Genomic DNA, 18,114 nt, shown 5'->3' with positions numbered 1-18,114 from the left:
ACCGACGAGGTCGAGCTCATCACCGGGGAGCCGCCTCGCTCCCTGGCCGGCTGGGCCCGGTCACACCGCCACGAGCTGCTCCGACTCGGCGCAGCGGCCTGACGATCAAGGGACGCTGATGGTGTCGACCAGGTGCTCCTGCACGTACCCGATCCAGTCGTAGACGTCACGGAGCCCCACCGCACGGTCGGACCGGTCCGCAGCCGAGGCCTCCTCGCTGGCCGCGTCGGTGATCCCGAGGCGCTCCGCGATCGTCAGTCGGAGGTCCGTCAGACACCGGAGCCAGGCCTGCACGTCCTCCGGGGTCAACGCGCCGTCCCGCACGCCCGTCGACCAGTCGTGCACGACCGAGGCGTTCGTCGTCTTCTGCGTCAGCAGGTCGGGACGGGTCAGCCGGCCGAACTCGCTGCTCGCCGCCGCGTCGCCCGGGTATGCGTCCGGGAACATCCGCGTCGCCACCGGGTCCGCCGAGACGTTCCCGGCGAGCACCTGCTGCAGTTGCTCGGTCAGCGACGTCAGCACGTCGCGCTCGCCGGGGGACATGGCCAGGTGCACGCCGTCGGACCGGCGGATGAACGGGATCACGGCGCCGGGACGCGGTCGACGGTCGCCTGCAGGCCGTAGCCGTGCATCGCCTGCACGTGCGCCTCCATCACCTCGCGGGCGCCCGTGGCGACGATCGCCCGGCCCTCCTCGTCGACCTGGTGCATGAGCCGCTCCGCCTCCGGGCGGCTGAACCCGAAGTACGACTGGAAGACGTAGGTGACGTACGACATCAGGTTGACCGGGTCGTCCCAGACCACCGTCACCCAGGGGGTCTCGGAGCGGGTCGTCGTCCGCTCGTCGACGTCCGGCGTGGTCAAGGTCATGCCACCAGGGTGACACGAACGGGAGCGCTCGGTACGATCGGGAGGTCGCGACTGGCGTTGGATGGGTCACCATCGGGGAGCGACACCTGACACGGTGCGCGGCCGTACGCCTGGGCCGCGCCCACCCGTCCACCTCGTCGTGCTCGTGCGCGGCGGAACCGACAACGAGGAGTCCCGTGTCCATCACCGATCTGCCCACTGTGACCACGCAGTCGAGCTTCAACGCACCGCTCGCCGAGGTCGACCCCGAGATCGCCGCGGTCCTGCAGAACGAGCTCGGCCGTCAGCGCGACACCCTCGAGATGATCGCGTCCGAGAACTTCGTGCCGCGCGCCGTCCTCGAGTCGCAGGGCTCGGTCCTGACGAACAAGTACGCCGAGGGCTACCCCGGCAAGCGCTACTACGGCGGCTGCGAGCACGTCGATGTGGCCGAGCAGCTGGCCATCGACCGCGTGAAGGCGCTGTTCGGCGCCGACGCCGCCAACGTGCAGCCGCACTGCGGCGCCTCCGCCAACGAGGCGGTGTTCCTCGCCTTCCTGAAGCCCGGCGACACGATCATGGGCATGAGCCTCGCCGAAGGCGGCCACCTGACCCACGGCATGCCGCTGAACATGTCGGGCAAGTGGTTCAACGTCGTCTCCTACGGCCTCGATGCGAACGAAGCCATCGACTACGACGCGATGGAGCGCAAGGCCCACGAGTCCAAGCCCAAGCTGATCGTGGCCGGTGCGTCGGCCTACAGCCTGCGGATCGACTTCGAGCGTTTCGCCAAGGTCGCGAAGGACGTCGGCGCGATCTTCATGGTCGACATGGCCCACTATGCCGGCCTGATCGCGGCGGGCGTGTACCCAAACCCGGTGCCGTTTGCCGACGTCGTCACCTCCACCACCCACAAGAGCCTGCGCGGCCCGCGCGGCGGCATCATCCTGATGAAGTCGCAGCACGAGAAGGCGATCAACAGCGCGATCTTCCCCGGCTTGCAGGGCGGCCCGCTGATGCACGTGATCGCCGCCAAGGCGGTCGCCTTCAAGGAAGCCATGGCGCCGGAATTCAAGACCTACCAGCAGCAGGTCGCGAAGAACGCGCAGATCGTCGCCGAGACGCTGACCGAGCGCGGCCTGCGCATCGTGTCCGGCCGCACCGAGAGCCACGTGATGCTGGTCGACCTGCGCGCCAAGGGCATCACCGGCAAGGAAGCCGAGGCGGTGCTGGGCGCGACCCACATGACGATCAACAAGAACGCGATCCCGAACGATCCGGAAAAGCCGATGGTCACCAGCGGCGTGCGCATCGGCACCCCGGCGATGACGACCCGCGGCTTCAAGGACGAGGAAGCCCGCGCCACCGCCCACCTGGTGGCCGACGTGCTCGACAACCCGCGCGACGCCGCCAACATCGAGGCGGTCCGCGCCAAGGTGCACGCGCTGACCAGCCGCTTCCCGGTCTACCGCTGATCCACCGGGCACCGCGCGCATGAAGTGCCCGTTCTGCGCCCATGCCGACACGCAGGTCGTCGAGACCCGCGTGTCGGAAGACGCGACCTTCGTGCGCCGGCGCCGCCGGTGCAGCGCCTGCGACAAGCGCTTCACCACCTATGAGCGGCCGGACGTCAGCTTCCCCGCCCTCGTCAAGAAGGACGGCCGCCGGGTCGACTACAAGCGCGACAAGCTGCGCGCGTCGATGAACCTGGCGCTGCGCAAACGGCCGGTCGGCATCGAGCAGGTCGACAGCGCCGTCGAGCGGATCGAGGAAACCCTGCTGACCCTCGGTCTCCGTGAAATCCCTTCGAGCCGTATCGGCGAGTTGGTGATGCGCGAACTGCGGCGCCTGGACAAGGTCGCCTACGTGCGCTTCGCGAGCGTCTACCGCAGCTTCGAGGACATCGACGACTTCAAGACGCTGGTGGACGAGGTGCGCACCTGACTCCGGCAGTTGCAGCTGCGGCGTCTCCGCCGTCGCCCGGCCTGTGGCGACGGCTGTGGGCCCGCGACACCTTCGTCTACAGCCTGCGCGTACTGATCGCGCTGTCGGCGGTGATGGCCCTGTGGTGGACACGCGACCGCATGGCGTTCGTGATGCCGACTTTCCTCGGCATCATCGCCTCGGCCCTCGCCGAAACCGACGACAGCTGGCGCGGCCGGCTGCGCGCGCTGCTCGCCACGCTCGGCTGCTTCGCGGCGGCAGCGCTCGCGGTGCAGATGCTGTATGCGCACGGCATCGCGTTGGCGGCAATGCTGGTCGCGGCGGCCTTCGTGCTGACGATGCTCGGCGCGGTCGGCGAGCGCTACCGGGCGATCGCCTCGGCCACGCTCATCCTAGCCCTCTACGGCGCCATCGGGATGGAGCATTTCGCGGCGACCGGCGCGCCGTTCTGGCAGGAGCCGGCGCTGCTGCTGCTGGGCGCGGCCTGGTACGGCCTGCTGTCGGTCGCATGGGCGGCGGTGTTCGTCCACCAGCCGGTGCAGCAGAACCTCGCGCGGCTCTACACGCTGCTCGGCGAATACCTGTGGCTCAAGTCTGCGCTGTTCGAACCGGTGCGCGGCATCGACGTGGAGCGGCGGCGGATCGGCCTCGCACGGCACAACGCAACGCTGGTGGCAGCGCTCAACACCACCAAGGAAAGCCTCTACCGCCGGACCGACACGCCGGGTTCGCGCACCGGATCGCGGCGGCTGCGGCGCTACCTGGCGCTCTACTTCCTGGCGCAGGACGTCCACGAGCGTGCCAGCGCCTCCCACGCCGCCTACGGCGAGATGACCGACGCCTTCTTCCACAGCGACGTGATGTACCGCTGCCAGCGCCTGCTCGCGCTGCAAGGCACCGCCTGCCAGCAGCTGGCGCGCGCGATCCAGCTGCGCCGCCCGTTCGACGGCGGCAGCGGCGACCGGCAGCAGGCTGCTGCGGACCTGCGGGACGCGATCGCCCACCTGCAGACGCAGACGGCCGGCCGCACGCCCGCGCGCGAACGGCTGCTGCGGTCGCTGGTGGCGCTCGAAGGCAACCTGGCGGCGCTCGACATGCGCCTCACCGGGGCGACCCGGCCGGCGGCGCTGGACGATCCGCGCTCCGACCGCAGCCTGTTCGACCGGTCGGCGCACGGCTGGCGCGAAGCGCTGGCGCGGGTTCGGCTGCAGCTCACGCCGCAGGCCGCGGTGTTCCGCCATGCCGTGCGGCTGTCGCTCGCCCTGGCCGCGGGTTTCGCCGTCCAGCAGGTGCTGCAGCTCGACCAGGGCTGGTGGATCCTGCTCACCACCCTGTTCGTCTGCCAGCCGAGCTATGGCGAGACGCTGCGCCGCGTGGTGCAGCGGGTCACCGGAACACTGGGCGGGCTGGTGGTCGGATGGGCGCTGTTCGACCTGTTTCCGGACCTGCGGATGCAGTCCGTCGTGGCGGTGGCGGCCGGCGTGGTCTTCTTCGCGACCCGCCGCACCCGGTACACCGTCGCCACCGGCGCGATCACCCTGCTGGTGCTGCTCAGCTTCAACCAGATCGGCAACGGCTACGACCTGATCGTGCCGCGGCTGGTCGATACGGTGATCGGCGCGGCGATCGCCGGGGCGGCCGTCTTCCTGGTGCTGCCGGACTGGCGCAGCCGCCGGCTGGAGCAGGTCGCGTCCGCGGCGCTGGCTGCCAGCGGGCGCTACCTGCAGCAGATCCTGGAGCAGTACCGCACCGGCAAGCGCGACGATCTGGCCTACCGGCTCGCCCGCCGCAATGCGCACAACGCCGATGCCGCGCTGTCGTCGGCCCTGTCGGGCATGCTGCAGGAACCGGGCTTCCTGCGCGACAGTGCCGAGTCCGGCATCCGCTTCCTGCTGCAGTCCCACACGCTGCTGAACTACCTGTCCGCCCTCGGCGCGCACCGTCGCGACGGCGGTGCCTCCGCAGCTACGCCCGAGATCGATACCGCTGCCGATCTGCTGCCGGGCGCAATCGCCCGCATGGCGGAACGGCTGGCGGCACGGCAGGCGCCCGAGACGACCGACGATGCGGCCCTGGCGGCCCTGGCCGATGCGCTGGACGCCGCCGCTGCGGCGGACAGCGCCGAAGACCGTGCCCGCCGCCAGCTCGCGCTCGTGTGCCGGCAACTCCCGGCCATCGGCGAGGGCATCCGCCGCCTGCTCGCGACGGCGGCCCTGCCGGCAACGCTTACAGAAACGACGCCTTGATCGGCGGCACCGCCTGCGTCACGTCGCCGCACTGGGCGCGATGGCGCAGGGCGTGGTCGATCAGCACCATCGCCAGCAGCGCCTCGGCGATCGGCGTGGCCCGGATGCCGACGCAGGGGTCGTGGCGGCCCTTGGTCACCACCTCGACCGATTGTCCCTGCACGTCGATCGACTCGCGCGGGCTGATGATCGAGCTGGTCGGCTTGATCGCGATCGACACCTCGATGTCCTGCCCGGTGCTGATGCCGCCGAGGATGCCGCCGGCATTGTTGGACTTGAAGCCGTCCGGCGACAGCGCGTCGCCATGCACCGTGCCGCGCTGGACCACGCTCGCGAAGCCGGCGCCGATCTCGACCGCTTTCACCGCGTTCAGACCCATCATCGCGTAGGCGATGTCGGCGTCGAGCTTGTCGTAGAGCGGCTCGCCGAGCCCCACCGGCACGCCCGAGGCCACGACCCGCAGCCGCGCACCGCAGGAGTCGCCCGCCTTGCGCAGGGCATCCATGTAGTCCTCGAGCGCCGACACGTCGGCCACGCCCGCGAAGAACGGGTTCTCGGGCACGTGGCGCCAATCGTCGAAGCCGATCGGCAGTTCGCCGATCTGGGTCATGTGGCCGCGGACCTGCACGCCGTACTTCTCGGCCAGCCATTTCTTCGCCACCGCGCCGGCGGCGACGGTCGGCGCGGTCAGCCGGGCCGACGACCGGCCACCGCCGCGCGGATCGCGGATGCCGTACTTGTGCCAGTAGGTGTAGTCGGCATGGCCCGGGCGGAAACGCTGGGCGATCTCGGAATAGTCCTTGCTGCGCTGGTCGGCGTTGCGGATCAGGAGCGCGATCGGCGTGCCGGTGGTCTTGCCCTCATACACGCCGCTCAGGATCTCGACCGCATCGGGTTCGTTGCGCTGGGTGACGTGCCGGCTGGTGCCCGGCCGCCGGCGGTCGAGGTCCGCCTGGATGTCCGCTTCCGAGAGCGCCATGCCGGGCGGGCAGCCGTCGATCACGCAGCCGATGGCCGGCCCGTGGGATTCACCGAAGTTCGTGACGCAGAAAAGGGTGCCGAAGGTATTGCCGCTCATGGGCGGCGATTATCGGGGACGCCGATCAACCCGCCCGCCGTCGGCAGACCCTGCCTTCACACGGGCAGTCGTGGATCCGGCTCCGCCGGTCCACCGACTGCGCCCCCCTTCCCGCGCAGCGAGAGAAGGGGGGAGCGGCGCAGCCGCTCGGGGGGATGCTCTCCCTCAAGCCTGTTCCGCGCCTTCCGGCCAGTCGCGGATATAGGCCTTGAGCATCCGGTTCTCGAAATTCTGGCTGTCCACCACCGCCTTGGCGACGTCGTAGAAGCTGATCACGCCCATTAGCATGCGCTGGTTCATCACCGGCATGTAGCGGGCGTGGCGGTCGAGCATCATGCGGCGGACCTCGTCCAGCTCGGTCTCGGAGGTGCAGGTGAGCGGATGGTCGTCCATCGCGCTGCGGACCAGGGTGGTGCCGACGCTGCCGCCGTTCTTCACCAGCATCTGGATCACCTCGCGGAAGGTCAGCATGCCCACCAGGTCGCCGTGCTCCATGACGACCAGCGAGCCGATGTCGCGCTCGGACATGATCGCGATGGCGGCCGACAGCGGCTCGTCGGGGGTGACGGTGTAGAGCGTATTGCCCTTGACGCGGAGGATGTCGCTGACTTTCATGGTGGTCTCCGTGGTGCCGCACGCCCTGGCGCGGCGGATGTCGATTAGATCGCCCGGCGGTTCGGCATGTCCAGCCCTTTCGCGTCACCAGCCGTCGCGTGTTCGCTCACGATTTTATAGCACGTCGCGCAGGCGCAGCCTGCCCAGAGCGGACTTTTCCCACACATCCTGCACGCTGGGCGCGCGCGGCAGCAGCAGGCGCTGCACCAGCGGCTCCAACGCGGTAGCCTCAGCATCCGCCAGCAGCACGGTGCGCGACGGCATGCCGTCCTGCGCCTCGCGCAGCTGGCCGATCCAGTCGAGGGCCGCGAGCGTCTCCAGCACCGGCTCCAGCTGCAGCGCATCGACCTGCAGCGCCTCGGCGAGTTGGACCGCGGTGCGGCCGTGGTGCCCGGCGTGCTGTGCCGCGGCCAGTTGCTGCAGCACCTCGATCGCCAGCTGGAACTGCCAGCCGTGCGTGCCGGCGCGACGCGCGACGCCGGCCAAGAGGCTCGGCAGATACGCCGTCACCACCGCGCCGAGCAGCACGATCACCCAGGCGACATAAATCCACACCAGCAGGATCGGCAGCGTCGCGAAGGCGCCGTACAGCACCGAATAGGTCGGCACCGCGTCGATGTACAGGCCGAGCACCCGCTTCGCGATCTCGATCCCGAACGCGACGAAGGCGCCGCCCACCCAGGCATGGCTCCACTTCACCCGCGTGTTGGGCACGTAGTGGTAGAGCGACGCGATGCCGCCCGCCAGCAGGAAGAATTCCATCGAGTCGAGCAGTACCCGCAGTGCGCCCGGGATGCTGTCGACCACGCTGCGCGACATCGCCAGCACCGAGGCGGTGGTCGCGAGGCTGATGCCGAGCACCAGCGGCCCCAGCGTGATCGCGGCCCAGTAGATCAGCACCCGCTGGCCGAGCGGCCGCGGACGGCGCACCCGCCAGATGCGGTTGAGCGTGCGGTCGATGGTCAGGATCAGCGCGAGCGCCGTGACCAGCAGCACGGTCAGGCCCGCCACGCCCAGCTTGCTCGCGCTGCGGGAGAACTGCGTCAGGTAGCCCAGCACCTGCCGCGCGATGCCGTCCGGCACCAGGCTCGCCACCAGCCAGCGCTGCAGCTGCATCTGCATCTCCGAGAACATCGGGAAGGCGGTGAACGCCGCCAGCGCCACGGTGAAGAACGGCACCAGCGCCAGGATGGTGGTGAAGGTCAGGCTGCTGGCGGTGAGCGCGAGGTCGTCCTCGCGGAAACGTTCGCGCAGCGTGGCCGCAGTGATACGCCACGGAAAACGCGAGAGATCGTGCAGCAGGGAGTCGGCGCGCCCGCGCAGGCCGCCGGGCAGCCGCTGCAGCAGCACCGTGCGCGGGGGAGGAAAAGGCATGGCCGCTATGATGCCAGCCCCCATGGCCGCCCCTTCCCTCCCCACGCCCGGCCGTCCCGCCGCCCCCGTCCTTCCGTCGCTGGCGGTGCGCCGCACCCGCTGGCTCGCGGTCGGCAGCCTGCTCGGCCTGATCGTGCTGTGCCTGGCCTGGGAACTGGTCCTGGCGCCGATCCGGCCCGGTGGCTCCTGGCTGGCGCTGAAGGCGCTGCCGCTGTGCCTGCCGCTGGCCGGGCTGCTCAAGCACCGGATGTACACCTACCGCTGGGTGAGCCTGCTGGTCTGGCTGTATTTCACCGAAGGCGTGGTGCGGGCCTGGAGCGACCGGCCGCCCGGCAACTGGCTCGCGATGATCGAGGTGGTGCTGTGCCTGGCGCTCTTCGTCGCCTGCGCTCTGCATGTGCGGCTGCGGCTGCGCTCGGCCCGGCACGAGGCCGCGGCCACCCCGCCCACCGCCGCCGCAGGCCGCTGAGGCCGCCGCGGCTCAGGCCGCGTCGCCGAACCCCGGCAGCCCCCGCAGCGCCGCCGCCTGCCGCAGGATCGCCGTGCGGAACACTTCCGCCGCCGGCGACAGCGCCCGTCGCGGACGCCGGAACACCATCACCCGCCGCAGGATGCGCGGTGCCGCGAGCGGCGCGAACCCGAGCGCCTGCAGGGCCGGATGGCGCGCGATCAGCGCCGGCACCACCGCCATGCCCAGCCCCGAGGCGATCGCCTGCTGCAGCAGCACCGTGTTCGACACCCGCAGCGCCGGTGCGCGCACCGATGCGGGTACCTCGGCCGACGCGCTGAGCAGTGCATGGATCGCGGTATCGGTGGTGTAGCCGACCATCGCCCGGTCGGCGAGGTGCGACGCGAGCAGCCGCCGCCGGCGCAGCAGCGGTTCGTCGGGCAGCGCGAGCAGGCCCATCGCATCCTCGAGCAGCGGCTCGGCCTCCAGCGGCTTGGCATCGTCGCGCCAGCCGCCCACCCCGAAGTCGGCGGCACCCTCGCGTACCCAGCGCACCACCGCGTCGCCGCCCTCTTCGTGCAGCGACACCCGCACGCCCGGATGGGCCGCCCGCAGCGCCGGCAGGCAGGGCATGACGATAGCGGCCAGCACCGACGGCGCCGCGACGATGCGCACGTCGCCGCCGCGCAGCGACGCCAGGTCGCCCACCCGCCGCATGCCCTGCTCCAGCGTGTCGAGCGCCTGCCGCACATCCAGCAGGAACAGCGCACCGGCCTCGGTCAGGCCGGCGGTGCGGGTGGTGCGGTCGACCAGCCGCAGGCCGACTGCGGCCTCCAGCTGCCGGATCGACTCCGACAGCGCCGACTGGGTGATGAACAGCCGTCGGGACGCCGCGGCGAACGAACCACCGTCCGCGACCTCGACGAAGGCGCGCAGCTGCCGCAGGGAGACGTTGTGAGGAAAAACCGGCATAACCATGCGAATTCTTCAAATTGTGCCGCAGCGGCAGCAGGGCTAAGCTCCCACCCAGTTCATCTTCTGCAGGACGGCTTTCCCATGACGCTTCTCGCCCAGCTCGCCGACATCGTCGGCGCCGCCAACGTGCTGACGCACGACGATCCCGCCACCGACCTCACCGCCTGGGAGCAGGACTGGCGCCGCCGCGTGAAAGGCACCGCCCTCGCCGTCGTGCGGCCGGGCAGCACCGACGAGGTCGCCGCAGTGGTCCAGGCCTGCGCGGCCGCCGGCACGGCGCTGGTGCCGCAGGGCGGCAACACCGGGCTGGTCGCCGGCTCGACGCCCGACACCTCGGGCACGCAGGTGGTGCTGAGCCTCGCGCGCATGAACGCGATTCGCGCGATCGACGGTGACAACCTGACCGTCACGGTCGAGGCCGGCTGCGTACTGCAGGTGCTGCAGGAAGCCGCGGAAAAAGCCGGCTACCTGTTCCCGCTGAGCCTCGCAGCCGAGGGCAGCTGCACGATCGGCGGCAACCTTGCGAGCAACGCCGGCGGCACGCAGGTGGTGCGCTATGGCAATGCCCGCGACCTGTGCCTAGGCCTGGAGGTGGTCACCGCCGGCGGCGAGGTCTGGAACGGCCTGACCGGCCTGCGCAAGGACAACACCGGCTACGACCTGCGCAACCTGTTCGTCGGCAGCGAGGGCACCCTCGGCGTGATCACCGCGGCGACGATGAAGCTCTATCCGCAGCCCGCCGCGCGGCTCACGGCCTGGGCGGCTGTGCCCTCGCTCGGCCACGCGGTCACGCTGCTCGGCCTCGCACATCGGCACCTGGGCGCCGGCCTCACCGGTTTCGAGGTGATGGGCCAGTTCGCGCTGTCGCTGGTCGGCAAGCACATGCCGCAGTTGCGGGTGCCGTTCCTGGGCGACGAGGGCGTGCCCTACTGCGTGCTGCTCGAGAACTCCGACAGCGAGTCGGAAGAACATGCTCGCGCCCAGTTCGAGCGGCTGCTGGAAACCGCGTTCGAGGACGGCTGCGTCACCGATGCGGTCGTTGCGGAAAACCTGGCGCAGGCCCACCAGCTCTGGCACGTCCGCGAGAACATCCCGCTGGCCCAGGCCGAGGAAGGCCTGAACGTGAAGCACGACATCTCGGTGCCGGTCTCGCGCATCCCCGACTTCGTGGCGACCACCGACCGCCTGCTGCAGGATGCGTTCCCGGGCATCCGGCTGGTTAATTTTGGCCACCTGGGCGACGGCAACCTGCACTACAACGTGCAGGCGCCGGAGAGCGGCGACACCCGCGCTTTCCTGCGCGACCACGAGCACGCGATCAACGAACTGGTCTACCGCTCGGTCGCCGACTTCGACGGCTCCTTCTCGGCCGAGCACGGCGTCGGCGGCCTGAAGGTGTGCACGCTGGCGCAGTACGAATCGCCGGTGGCGCTGGAGATGATGCGTGCGGTCAAGCGGGCGCTGGACCCGCAGAACCTGATGAATCCGGGCCGCATGCTCGCGGCCTGACGAGGGTCGGCGCTTAGCCGCCCGGCAGGTCCAGCGGCGCGAGCAATCCTGCGAGGTCGGCCTCGCCGAACTTCGGCGCACCGCCCGCGGTGTCGCGGCCCAGCACGCCGTCGGCCAGCGCCGCCTTGCGGGCCTGCAGCACCTGCATCCGTTCCTCGATGCTGCCTTCGGCGATCAGCCGGTAGACGAATACCGGCCGGGTCTGGCCGATCCGGTGGGCGCGGGCCGTGGCCTGTTCCTCCACCGCCGGGTTCCACCAGGGGTCGAGGTGGATCACCGTGTCGGCCGCGGTCAGGTTGAGCCCGGTGCCGCCGGCCTTCAGGCTGGCCAGCAGGAGCGGCACTTCGCCCGCCTGGAAGCGCGCCACCACGTTACCCCGGTCCGCGGCCGGCGTGGCGCCGGTCAGTGCGATCCAGCGCAGGCCCCGCGCATCGAGCGCCGCGCCGACCAGCGCCAGCATCGCGGTGAACTGCGAGAACACCAGTACGCGCCGGCCGGCCTCGACCATCGGCGGCAGCATCTCGCAGAGGCGGTCGATCTTGGCGTGTTCCATGTCCGGCGGGGTGGCGGTGTCGCGCAGCAGCCGCGGGTCGCAGCAGACTTGGCGCAGCTTCAAGAGGGCATCGAGCACCGCGATCTGCGCACCGGCAAAACCGCTTCTCTCCAGCACCCGCCGCACCTGCACGTCTGCCGCGACCCGTACGCTCTCGTACAGCTCGCGCTGGCGCCCGACCAGTGGCACCCGCTCGACGATCTCGGTGCGGGGCGGCAGCTCGGGCGCCACGTCGTCCTTGCGGCGCCGCAGGATGAACGGCCGCACCCGCGCGGCGAGCAACGCGGCGCGGGCGGTCTCGCCGCCGACCTCGATCGGCTTTTTCCACAGCCGGTGGAAGCTGCGGGTGTCGCCCAGGAAGCCGGGCATCAGGAAGTCGAATTGCGCCCACAGCTCGCCGAGGTGGTTCTCCAACGGCGTGCCGGTCAAACAGAGCCGGTGACGGGCCGGAAGCCGGCGCAGGGCCCGTGCGGCACGGCCGGTGGCGTTCTTCACCATCTGCGCCTCGTCCAGCACCAGCAGGTGCCAGCTCTGGGCCCGCAGGTGGTCGAGGTCCCGCCAGGCGAGCGGATAGGTGGTGATCACCAGGTCGTGGTCTGCGAGCGTCGGCCAGGCCGCCCGGCGGTCCTCGCCCTGCAGCGCCAGCACCCGCAGCGCCGGCGCCACCCGGGCCGCTTCCGCCTGCCAGTTGAAGACGAGCGAGGTCGGCACGACGACCAGCGACGGCCGGTCGGCCCGGCCGGCATCGCGCTCGACCAGCAGGTGCGCCAGCGCCTGCGCCGTCTTGCCCAGGCCCATGTCGTCGGCCAGGATGCCGCCGAGACCCTGCGCCCGCAGGTACTGCAGCCAGGCCAGCCCTTCCTGCTGGTAGGGCCGCAGCGTGATACCCAGCCCGGCCGGCGCGGCGACCGGCGCCGGCGGCCCGCTGTCGCGCAGCCGGGCGGCGAGCGCCTGCAGGCCGGCGTCGCCCTGCAACGCCCAGGCGCCCGACGGCCCGGCGCGGCCGGCCTGGCTGGCCGCCAGCGCGGACCGCAGCCGCTCCAGCCGGTCGGCATCCCAATGCGACAGCCGCAGCGGACCGGCCCGCCGGCGCGGATCGGCCAGCAGGTCCAGCAGCCCGCCGACGATCGCCTTCAGCGGCGCGGCGGGTGCGTCGATGCGCCGTCCGCCAGGTGCCCGCAGGCGGATGCGGGCCGCGTCGTCGATCGCCGCCAGCGCCGCCGCATCGCGCCAGCGCGGATCGCGGCGCAGCAGGTCGGCCAGGAGCGGCGCGAGGTCGAGCGCCTCGCCGTCGATCTCGATGCCGAGGGTCAGCAGCCACGATCCTTCGCGCCGCGGCAGCGACAGGCCACCCGCAGACACGGCGGCAGGGGCTGCCGGCCGATGCGCTCCGGCGACCGCACGGCCCACCACCTCGCCGGTGTCGGGTGCCACCACCAGGCGCCACGCCTCGACCGGCACGCTCTCGTGGGCGAATCCCGGCTGGACGACCACCGCCCATCCGCCCGCGCGCAATGCCGGCACCTGGTCGGCCCAGAAGTCTCCGAATGCGTCTTCCTGCGGCAGCGACCACAGCGCGGGTGGCGGACCGCCAAAGGCCGCCTCCGCAGCGCCATCGCCCCGCCACTGCAGGCTGTCGGGCGGGATGCGGTGCAGCCCCCACGGCGCGAGGGCCGCATCGGCGTCCGTGTCCGGCGGCAACCGGTCGACCCAGGCCACCGTCACCGGCGCCGCCCGCGGGCCGAAGGGCGGCGAAGGCGCCATGCCGAGCAGGCCGTCGCCGCGGGTCAGGGTGCGCAGCAGCAGGCGCGGCGAGGGGAGCGGGTCGGGCATCGGGCGATTGTCGGGTGCGCTCCTAGAATCCCCGGTCCTCCTGCCGACCTCGCCGCCCGCCATGACCGCACCTGCCGCCCCCCGCCCCGTCCGCCGCCAGTACGAGGATTTCGTCCGCCATGTCCTCGAACACGGCGTGCAGAAGGGCGACCGCACCGGCACCGGCACGACCAGCGTCTTCGGCTACCAGATGCGCTTCAATCTGCACGAGGGCTTTCCGCTGGTTACCACCAAGAAGGTGCACCTGCGCTCCATCGTGCAGGAACTGCTCTGGTTCCTGAGCGGCAGCAGCAGCAACACCTGGCTGCAGGAGCGCGGCGTGACGATCTGGGACGAGTGGGCCCGCGCGGACGGCGACCTCGGCCCGGTCTACGGCGTCCAGTGGCGCAGCTGGCCGACGCCCGACGGCGGCCACATCGACCAGATGCAGCAGGTGATCGACACGCTGCGCAGCAACCCCGATTCGCGACGCATCATCGTCAGCGCCTGGAACGTCGCCGACCTCGACAAGATGGCGCTGATGCCCTGCCATGCGTTCTTCCAGTTCTACGTTGCGCCGCCGCAGGCGCCCGGCGAGCGCGGCAAGCTGAGCTGCCAGCTGTACCAGCGCAGTGCCGACATCTTCCTCGGCGTGCCGTTCAACATCGCGAGCTATGCGCTGCTGACCCACATGGTGGCCGAGCAGTGCGACCTCGACGTCGGCGACTTCGTCTGGACCGGCGGCGACTGCCACATCTACAGCAACCACCGCGATCAGGTCGCGCTGCAGCTCACCCGCGAGCCCTTCCCCTACCCCACGCTGCATTTCCGCCGCCGCCCGCCGACCCTCTTCGACTACGCCTACGAGGACATCGAGGTGCGCGACTACCAGAGCCATCCGGCGATCAAGGGCGCCGTCGCGGTATGAACGTCCGCCTGATCTTCGCGCGTGCCGCCAACGGCGTCATCGGCCGCGACAACACGATCCCCTGGCACCTGCCCGAAGACTTGGCGCACTTTCGCTCGCTGACCCAGGGCGCACCGGTCGTGATGGGCCGGCGCACCTGGGACTCGCTGCCGCCGCGGTTCCGGCCCCTGCCCGGCCGGCGCAACATCGTCGTCACCCGGCAGCCGGATTGGGCGGAAATCGGGGCCGAGCGCGCATCCAGCCTGCGCGAGGCGCTATCGTTTTGCGAGCACTCGCCGGATGTCTGGATCATCGGCGGCGCGCAGATCTACGCCGAGGCCGAGCCGCTCGCGGACAGCGCCGACGTGACGGAAATCTGCCGCGACTTCGACGGCGACGCCCAGGCGCCGGTGCTCGATCCCTCCCGCTGGGTCGAGTCCTCGCGCACCTCGCACGTCGCTGCGTCGGGGCTGCCCTTCGATTTCGTGCGCTATCTGCGCCGTCGCTGAGGCGGGAAGACTGTCCGTCATCCCTGCTGCGGGACCGCGTCCGCCAGCGCCGCACCGCGCACGATCCGGATCGCGGCCGGCTGATCGACGAGCACGCAGGCCTTGCCGGTCCGACGGCAGTGGTCCTGCACGCGCCAGTAGGCGCCGTGGCTCAGGCAGCCGGTCTGGCAGATGACCAGGTCGGCGGCGACCAGGCTGTCCTCCAGCGCCGCCGCATCCTGGCCGTTCTGGTGCAGGAAGTGTCCGCCCGCACCTTCGATCGCCCGCTGCGCCGCGGTCGCGGCCGCCGTGTCCTCGCCCACGCACAACACCGCGCGCCGCCGCACCGAGGTGCGCGGCAACGAAGGCGGCGTGCCGGACGGGCGCGCGCCGGAACCGCGCAGTGCGTCCAGCCGGGTGTCGCGCAGCATCACCTCGGCGCGCAGCCGCATCACGGTCGCCTGGAGCTGTTCGATGTGCGTCGCCTGCTGCGCGATCAACTCGGTGCAGCGGGCCTGTGCACGGGCGTAGGCAGACACCAGCACCGCATGTTCATGGTCGAGCGACGGCTCGAGTGCGGTGGAGGCGACAGGGGCGATGTATGGCATGAACGTGCTCCGACAAAGATGCCGCAGCCGAGGCGCGCAGCGAACAGCGCATCTTATTTAAGAATCATTCTCAAATCAGTGCATCCCGGATGCGGTGTGCGGTCTTGCCCTACGTAGGTCGGGAGCCCGAAGAGTTTTTCGCACGTACCCAAAGCTAATGACACTGCGCTCCGAACATGCGAATCCGATTTTTCGGCGCTCGCAAGGCATTGATTTAAATCAACTTTTATCGCCTCAGGTCAGTAACTGCTTTTAACCCATCCACATCCCGCTGCCCGCATCGTCCGGCCTTTCAGCACAGGAGCCCTCATGGCACGCAGAACACTCGAAGACCTTTTCGTCCACTTGCTGTCGGACACCGCGAGCGCGGAAAAGCAGCTGGTCAAGGCCCTGCCCCGCATGGCCCGCAACGCCGCCTCGCCGGACCTGCAGGCTGCTTTCACCGCCCATCTGGAGGAAACCCAGGGGCAGGTCGAACGCATCGACGGCGTGGTGGAAGCCACCGGCCTCAAGCTGAGGCGGATGAAGTGCGCCGCGATGGAAGGCCTGGTCGAGGAAGCCGCCGAGGTGATCGAGGAAATCGAGAAAGGCCCGATCCTGGACGCCGCGCTGATCGCCGCGGCCCAGAAGGTCGAGCATTACGAGATCGCCAGCTACGGCACGCTGGTCGCCCTGGGACGGCAGCTGGGATACGGCGATGCCGTGAAGCTGTTGCAGGCCACCCTGGACGAGGAGAAGTCCACCGACGAAAAGCTGAGCCTGCTGGCCGAGGTCGGCGGCGCGAACAGCCGGGCGCAGACGGCCTGGAGGCAGGGCCCGGAAGGGCCTGCTGCGGCGCACACCGCCGCGACGGCGAGGGCTGAACGACGCCCGCCGGTCAGAAGGCGTGGCGTTGCGCGACACCTTGCTGCAGCGCATGCAGCAGCACGGCCATCGCATGGTGGGCATGCTCGTCGTCCGGCGCCTTGAACAGCGGCTCGATGAGGGCGACTGCCGACGGCAGGTCCGCGTAGCCCATCGCCCATCGGTCGAAGCGGCGTTCCTTCGTCGTCTCGAAGATCAGCGGAGTGACGTGGCTATGCCGCCGGTCCGCATTGATCGACTGCATCACCTGGGCCGTGGCCGCGGCGGGTCCTTCGAGGACCTGGAAAAAGAATTCGCCGGTGTAGATCAGGCCGCCGGTGATGTCGCAATGCGCATTGCGCGCCCGGGAGGCCTGGAGGATCTCGTCGATGTGCCGAGGGTCGGTCGCCTCGTCGACCCGCCGGCTCACATAGAGGCAGCGGACCAGGGTTGGTGCAGAAACGGCAGTGGTCATGGTGTGCGGCGACCCTCATGGTTGGTCTGTCGGATGTGCCATCGGGCGGCATGGGCCGAGTCGTCGGGCTCGATACTCCGGAAGATGGTCCTCAGCGCATCCAAAGCTGCGCATCTCCTCCGTCAACGCGTTTTCGCAGGTCGGAGATGACCGTGTTTGCCCTCTTTACCAAGCGGATATGAAGGGGCGTCTTGCCTTGCAGCGCACTCCGTCGACTTGGCTCGGGAAAGAGCGGCATCTGCCGTAACCGTCTCACTCACTCTCGAATACGCACGAGGCAGAGGTACTACAGCACACCGTATTACGCTCCCACAAAGAAAAACGGGCTACGACTTGTGGTCGTAACCCGTTCATCTGATTCGTGAATCGTTGGTCGGCGTGGCGGGATTCGAACTCGCGACCCCTTGCACCCCATGCAAGTGCGCTACCAGGCTGCGCTACACGCCGAGAGCCTGCGAGTATACCGTGCCTGTACCTCAGATCGTCAGCAGGGCACGAATTTCGAGAAGTTCGCGGTGCAAGGTCGACGCATCGGCCGAATCCTGCAGCGCGATCGAAGGGCGATCGGAAGCACCGTCTTCCACCGTATCGACATCTCCATCTGCCGCTTCATGGTCCGGATTCAGGGATCCCGGCACCACCCCGGCCCGGCCGCTGCGCCCTTCCTGGATCCACTCCTGCAGCTTGTTCCGCGCACCGCTGATCGTGAAACCCTGTTCGTACAGCAGGTCGCGGATGCGGCGGATCATCAGCACCTCGTGGTGCTGGTAATAACGGCGGTTGCCGCGCCGCTTCATCGGCCGCAGTTGCGTGAATTCCTGTTCCCAGTAGCGCAGCACATGCGGCTTCACGTCGCACAGTTCCGCCACCTCGCCGATCGTGAAATAGCGTTTGGCCGGAATGGAAGGAAGCGGAAGGCCCATGACGCTGCAGTGACTCTGGAAAAAGCGGAACCCGGAAGGTTAGCGCATGCACTCGATCCAGGGAAGGCGCCCGTGTCCGATACGGGCCACGCGGAAACAGATCAAAACCGGCCTCCGCGACCATGGGTCAGTTTTTCAGCCCTGTATCTGCTCTTTTAGCTTGTGGCTGGCGTGAAAAGTCACCACGCGACGCGCCTCGATCGGGATCAGCTCGCCGGTCCGGGGATTGCGGCCCGGCCGTGCCGCCTTGGTGCGGATCTGGAAGTTGCCGAAGCCCGACAGCTTCACGTCGTCGCCCTGGATCAGGCGGGTGCTGATCAGGTCGAAAAACGCATCGACCATGTCCTTCGATTCGCGCTTGTTCAGTCCGATCTGGTCGAACAGCAGTTCGGCCAGCTGCGCCTTCGTCAGCGCCGGCATTTCCAGCGTCTGGACGGACAGATCATCGTGGGTCGGCATGTCCATGGT

The 18,114-nt window shown here is 69.9% G+C and carries 18 protein-coding genes, 1 tRNA gene, 1 pseudogene and 1 riboswitch; of the genes and pseudogenes, 8 read left to right on the top strand and 12 right to left on the bottom strand.

Annotation, left to right across the window (positions count from 1 at the left end):
- Positions 1-105: 105 nt before the first annotated feature.
- On the bottom strand, positions 106-585 hold the full coding sequence (locus QZ500_RS00235) for a DUF2017 family protein (RefSeq protein ID WP_295849446.1): 480 nt from the start codon (positions 583-585) through the stop codon (positions 106-108).
- Positions 582-869 carry an ATP-dependent Clp protease adapter ClpS gene (gene clpS, locus QZ500_RS00230; protein ID WP_295849444.1) on the bottom strand — a complete coding sequence of 96 codons (288 nt, stop codon included), beginning with the start codon at positions 867-869 and terminating at the stop codon, positions 582-584. The genes QZ500_RS00235 and clpS overlap by 4 nt, the downstream gene beginning before the upstream one ends.
- Before the next feature lie 37 nt (positions 870-906).
- Positions 907-992, top strand: a riboswitch (ZMP/ZTP riboswitch).
- 59 nt (positions 993-1,051) lie between these two features.
- On the opposite strand from clpS, the gene glyA reads away from it, so the two are divergent.
- From glyA to yccS, 3 genes are read left to right on the top strand one after another with little or no spacing between them, the layout of a single operon-like run.
- The gene (glyA, locus tag QZ500_RS00225) at positions 1,052-2,323 is read left to right on the top strand and encodes a serine hydroxymethyltransferase (RefSeq protein ID WP_295849454.1); all 1,272 of its coding nucleotides are present in this window, start codon (positions 1,052-1,054) and stop codon (positions 2,321-2,323) included.
- Positions 2,324-2,342: 19 nt separating this feature from the next.
- Positions 2,343-2,792: a transcriptional regulator NrdR gene (nrdR, locus tag QZ500_RS00220; protein WP_295849442.1), complete on the top strand. Its 450-nt coding sequence runs from the start codon at positions 2,343-2,345 to the stop codon at positions 2,790-2,792.
- Positions 2,789-5,038 carry a YccS family putative transporter gene (yccS, locus tag QZ500_RS00215; protein ID WP_366762279.1) on the top strand — a complete coding sequence of 750 codons (2,250 nt, stop codon included), beginning with the start codon at positions 2,789-2,791 and terminating at the stop codon, positions 5,036-5,038. The genes nrdR and yccS overlap by 4 nt, the downstream gene beginning before the upstream one ends.
- Here the strand turns inward: yccS and aroC are convergent.
- The 3 genes from aroC to QZ500_RS00200 form a co-directional block, all read right to left on the bottom strand.
- Positions 5,019-6,116 (bottom strand): chorismate synthase, encoded by a 1,098-nt coding sequence (gene aroC / locus QZ500_RS00210; protein ID WP_295849439.1) that lies wholly within the window; start codon positions 6,114-6,116, stop codon positions 5,019-5,021. The two genes, yccS and aroC, sit on opposite strands and share 20 nt — an antisense overlap.
- Positions 6,117-6,281: 165 nt before the next feature.
- Positions 6,282-6,731 carry a CBS domain-containing protein gene (locus tag QZ500_RS00205; RefSeq protein ID WP_295849437.1) on the bottom strand — a complete coding sequence of 150 codons (450 nt, stop codon included), beginning with the start codon at positions 6,729-6,731 and terminating at the stop codon, positions 6,282-6,284.
- Positions 6,732-6,845: 114 nt separating this feature from the next.
- Entirely contained in the window at positions 6,846-8,105 is a 1,260-nt protein-coding gene (locus QZ500_RS00200) for a YihY family inner membrane protein (protein ID WP_295849436.1), read from the bottom strand.
- A gap of 22 nt (positions 8,106-8,127) precedes the next feature.
- On the opposite strand from QZ500_RS00200, the gene QZ500_RS00195 reads away from it, so the two are divergent.
- Positions 8,128-8,574: a DUF2069 domain-containing protein gene (locus QZ500_RS00195; protein ID WP_295849434.1), complete on the top strand. Its 447-nt coding sequence runs from the start codon at positions 8,128-8,130 to the stop codon at positions 8,572-8,574.
- A gap of 12 nt (positions 8,575-8,586) precedes the next feature.
- On the opposite strand, the gene QZ500_RS00190 is transcribed toward QZ500_RS00195, so the two are convergent.
- The gene (locus QZ500_RS00190; RefSeq protein ID WP_295849432.1) at positions 8,587-9,525 is read right to left on the bottom strand and encodes a LysR family transcriptional regulator; all 939 of its coding nucleotides are present in this window, start codon (positions 9,523-9,525) and stop codon (positions 8,587-8,589) included.
- A gap of 84 nt (positions 9,526-9,609) precedes the next feature.
- Here QZ500_RS00190 and QZ500_RS00185 point away from each other — a divergent pair, with 84 nt between their 5' ends.
- Positions 9,610-11,037, top strand: coding sequence for an FAD-binding oxidoreductase (locus QZ500_RS00185; RefSeq protein WP_295849430.1), 1,428 nt, complete (start codon positions 9,610-9,612; stop codon positions 11,035-11,037).
- Between the two features lie 13 nt (positions 11,038-11,050).
- Here QZ500_RS00185 and QZ500_RS00180 read toward each other — a convergent pair whose 3' ends face one another.
- Positions 11,051-13,423: a DEAD/DEAH box helicase gene (locus QZ500_RS00180; protein WP_295849428.1), complete on the bottom strand. Its 2,373-nt coding sequence runs from the start codon at positions 13,421-13,423 to the stop codon at positions 11,051-11,053.
- 61 nt (positions 13,424-13,484) lie between these two features.
- Here QZ500_RS00180 and QZ500_RS00175 point away from each other — a divergent pair, with 61 nt between their 5' ends.
- Both QZ500_RS00175 and QZ500_RS00170 read left to right on the top strand, forming a co-directional pair.
- Positions 13,485-14,330: a thymidylate synthase gene (locus tag QZ500_RS00175; protein ID WP_295849426.1), complete on the top strand. Its 846-nt coding sequence runs from the start codon at positions 13,485-13,487 to the stop codon at positions 14,328-14,330.
- The gene (locus tag QZ500_RS00170; protein WP_295849424.1) at positions 14,327-14,818 is read left to right on the top strand and encodes a dihydrofolate reductase; all 492 of its coding nucleotides are present in this window, start codon (positions 14,327-14,329) and stop codon (positions 14,816-14,818) included. Before QZ500_RS00175 ends, QZ500_RS00170 begins: the two co-directional genes overlap by 4 nt.
- A gap of 17 nt (positions 14,819-14,835) precedes the next feature.
- Here QZ500_RS00170 and QZ500_RS00165 read toward each other — a convergent pair whose 3' ends face one another.
- Positions 14,836-15,405 (bottom strand): DUF2325 domain-containing protein, encoded by a 570-nt coding sequence (locus QZ500_RS00165; protein ID WP_295849419.1) that lies wholly within the window; start codon positions 15,403-15,405, stop codon positions 14,836-14,838.
- A 309-nt stretch (positions 15,406-15,714) separates the two neighbouring features.
- On the opposite strand from QZ500_RS00165, the pseudogene QZ500_RS00160 reads away from it, so the two are divergent.
- A pseudogene (locus QZ500_RS00160) lies at positions 15,715-16,176 on the top strand (DUF892 family protein); the annotation flags it as partial.
- Between the two features lie 106 nt (positions 16,177-16,282).
- On the opposite strand, the gene QZ500_RS00155 reads toward QZ500_RS00160, so the two are convergent.
- The 4 genes from QZ500_RS00155 to QZ500_RS00140 form a co-directional block, all read right to left on the bottom strand.
- A complete protein-coding gene (locus QZ500_RS00155; RefSeq protein ID WP_295849416.1) occupies positions 16,283-16,723 on the bottom strand; it encodes a BLUF domain-containing protein in 441 nt (146 codons plus the stop codon).
- Positions 16,724-17,093: 370 nt separating this feature from the next.
- Positions 17,094-17,170: transfer RNA gene (locus QZ500_RS00150), tRNA-Pro, on the bottom strand.
- A gap of 29 nt (positions 17,171-17,199) precedes the next feature.
- Complete coding sequence (locus tag QZ500_RS00145; protein WP_295849412.1) at positions 17,200-17,646, bottom strand: MerR family transcriptional regulator; 447 nt, start codon at positions 17,644-17,646, stop codon at positions 17,200-17,202.
- Positions 17,647-17,781: 135 nt separating this feature from the next.
- Positions 17,782-18,105 carry an integration host factor subunit alpha gene (locus QZ500_RS00140; RefSeq protein ID WP_295849407.1) on the bottom strand — a complete coding sequence of 108 codons (324 nt, stop codon included), beginning with the start codon at positions 18,103-18,105 and terminating at the stop codon, positions 17,782-17,784.
- Positions 18,106-18,114 lie beyond the last annotated feature (9 nt).

This window comes from uncultured Xylophilus sp. (assembly GCA_913776965.1).
In the GTDB taxonomy this organism is placed as follows: Bacteria; Pseudomonadota; Gammaproteobacteria; order Burkholderiales; family Burkholderiaceae_C; genus Xylophilus.
The sequence above is the reverse complement of the archived record's forward strand: the minus strand, read 5'-3'. Positions and strand labels throughout refer to the sequence as shown.

Coding starts and splice junctions, on each gene's coding strand:
- clpS (WP_295849444.1), bottom strand. CDS start 869: ATGACCTTGACCACGCCGGACGTCGACGAGCGGACGACGACCCGCTCC.
- nrdR (WP_295849442.1), top strand. CDS start 2,343: ATGAAGTGCCCGTTCTGCGCCCATGCCGACACGCAGGTCGTCGAGACC.
- aroC (WP_295849439.1), bottom strand. CDS start 6,116: ATGAGCGGCAATACCTTCGGCACCCTTTTCTGCGTCACGAACTTCGGT.
- QZ500_RS00205 (WP_295849437.1), bottom strand. CDS start 6,731: ATGAAAGTCAGCGACATCCTCCGCGTCAAGGGCAATACGCTCTACACC.
- QZ500_RS00200 (WP_295849436.1), bottom strand. CDS start 8,105: ATGCCTTTTCCTCCCCCGCGCACGGTGCTGCTGCAGCGGCTGCCCGGC.
- QZ500_RS00195 (WP_295849434.1), top strand. CDS start 8,128: ATGGCCGCCCCTTCCCTCCCCACGCCCGGCCGTCCCGCCGCCCCCGTC.
- QZ500_RS00190 (WP_295849432.1), bottom strand. CDS start 9,525: ATGCCGGTTTTTCCTCACAACGTCTCCCTGCGGCAGCTGCGCGCCTTC.
- QZ500_RS00185 (WP_295849430.1), top strand. CDS start 9,610: ATGACGCTTCTCGCCCAGCTCGCCGACATCGTCGGCGCCGCCAACGTG.
- QZ500_RS00180 (WP_295849428.1), bottom strand. CDS start 13,423: ATGCCCGACCCGCTCCCCTCGCCGCGCCTGCTGCTGCGCACCCTGACC.
- QZ500_RS00175 (WP_295849426.1), top strand. CDS start 13,485: ATGACCGCACCTGCCGCCCCCCGCCCCGTCCGCCGCCAGTACGAGGAT.
- QZ500_RS00170 (WP_295849424.1), top strand. CDS start 14,327: ATGAACGTCCGCCTGATCTTCGCGCGTGCCGCCAACGGCGTCATCGGC.
- QZ500_RS00165 (WP_295849419.1), bottom strand. CDS start 15,405: ATGCCATACATCGCCCCTGTCGCCTCCACCGCACTCGAGCCGTCGCTC.
- QZ500_RS00155 (WP_295849416.1), bottom strand. CDS start 16,723: ATGACCACTGCCGTTTCTGCACCAACCCTGGTCCGCTGCCTCTATGTG.
- QZ500_RS00145 (WP_295849412.1), bottom strand. CDS start 17,646: ATGGGCCTTCCGCTTCCTTCCATTCCGGCCAAACGCTATTTCACGATC.
- QZ500_RS00140 (WP_295849407.1), bottom strand. CDS start 18,105: ATGCCGACCCACGATGATCTGTCCGTCCAGACGCTGGAAATGCCGGCG.